Genomic DNA, 1,701 nt, shown 5'->3' on the forward strand with positions numbered 1-1,701 from the left:
TGGTAGAATCGCATTGGAGCAATGCAGAAATGCAGAAATGCAGAAATGCAGAAATGCAGAAATGCAGAAATGCAGACGTATTTTTTCATTCGTTCAAAAAATGTATCGGGATACCGTACCTGCCGTCAAACATAATCTCTACCTGCATGTCATAATACTAGTAATGATACAGTAATTGTCAACGGCAATGTAATTTTGACCCCTTTTACTGCTTCATCGGCAATCTAAATTTGCCCCCTCTGGTTTAGAACACCATCCAAACTTGATGTGGCTACACTAAACCGGACACATTCCTTAAAATAACTGAAAGAAGGAATGTATTTAAATGATCCAAGAAAAACCCAAAGTCTATACAGCTGAATTTAGGGAGTCATCGGTAAAGTTGGCCATTGAATCGGATAAACCTGTAGCCCAAACCGCCAGAGAAATTGGCGTGAATGAAAACACCTTACATACCTGGATCAGTAAATACAGTCGACCGGTTGATAACATAAAGGCAGTGCGCACTGACGAACATCTCTATGAAGAGTTAAAGCGGCTAAAAAAAGAGGTTGCCCGACTGACCGAGGAGCGCGACCTATTAAAAAAGGCTGCCGCGTACTTTGCCAAGGAGCAACGGTGAAGTACGCCTGGATCAAACAGCATCAAGGTGAATTCACCGTGTTATCGATGTGCCGATTTTTACAGGTCTCACAGAGTGCTTACTATGATTGGCTGCATCGAATTCCTTCATTCAGGGAACGAGAAGACGAGCAACTCAGCAGTATTGTAAAAAAATTATTTAAAAAAAGCCGGAATACATACGGCACCCGCCGTCTCAAAATAGCTATGTCTCACCAAGGCCGATCCGTGGGTCGGCGGCGAATAAGCCGGCTAATGAAGGAAGCCGGACTGGCCTGTAAAACCAAACGTCGATTTAAAGCTACCACTCATTCAAAGCATGAATTGCCTATTGCGCCTAATTATTTGGATCGTCAGTTTTCCATAGATCAGATAAATCAGGTATATGTGGGCGATCTCACTTATATTCATACCCTGGAAGGCTGGTTGTATCTGGCGGTCGTGATCGACTTGTTTTCCCGGCAGGTCGTAGGCTGGTCAATGGCCGCACATATGAAAACACAGTTAGTCAACGATGCGCTCCAGATGGCTATTTGGAAACGTAAACCCGACAAAGGCCTGTTATGGCATACCGATCGGGGTAGCCAATACGCCTCAGAAAGTCACCGGCAATTACTAAAGCAGCATGGCATCCAACAAAGCATGAGCCGGAAGGGAAATTGCTGGGACAACGCCGTGTCGGAAAGCTTCTTCCATACCTTAAAAATAGAATTGATCCATCATCAAACGTTTCATTCTCGGGAAGAAGCTAAACAGGCTGTGTTTGAATATATCGAAGTGTTTTACAACCGAGAGCGATTGCATTCAGCTAATGGGTATATATCGCCTGTTGATTTCGAGTTGCAGCAAAATGCTGCTTAACTTTGTGTCCAGAAAAGTGTTGACACATCACCTTTGGCAGGTCTCACCAATGGAAGCGGTACTGCAGTACGTCTCTCATGAAATGTCAGTTGTCCTCGGCCCAGATACCTCTGTTCGTCAATTTGTCTGATAACAGTTCCGCAAGCGATCCCCGCTATATATCGATCAACATTTAACTATCCATATTTAAAATACCAAACAAATACGGTAAACAAACCC

At 43.8% G+C, this 1,701-nt stretch carries 1 protein-coding gene; it reads left to right on the forward strand.

Going from position 1 to position 1,701, the window contains the following annotated elements:
* The first annotated feature begins 325 nt into the window (after positions 1 to 325).
* Positions 326 to 1,482, forward strand: a protein-coding gene (locus ABF86_RS11470) for an IS3 family transposase (protein ID WP_160803619.1) whose coding sequence is annotated in 2 segments (ribosomal slippage) — positions 326 to 596 and positions 596 to 1,482 — 1,158 coding nt in all. Because the reading frame shifts where the segments join, the coding sequence is not laid out codon by codon here.
* Positions 1,483 to 1,701: the final 219 nt, after the last annotated feature.

It is taken from the genome of Nitrosomonas sp. GH22 (assembly GCF_009833115.1).
GTDB classification, from domain to species: Bacteria; Pseudomonadota; Gammaproteobacteria; order Burkholderiales; family Nitrosomonadaceae; genus Nitrosomonas; species Nitrosomonas eutropha.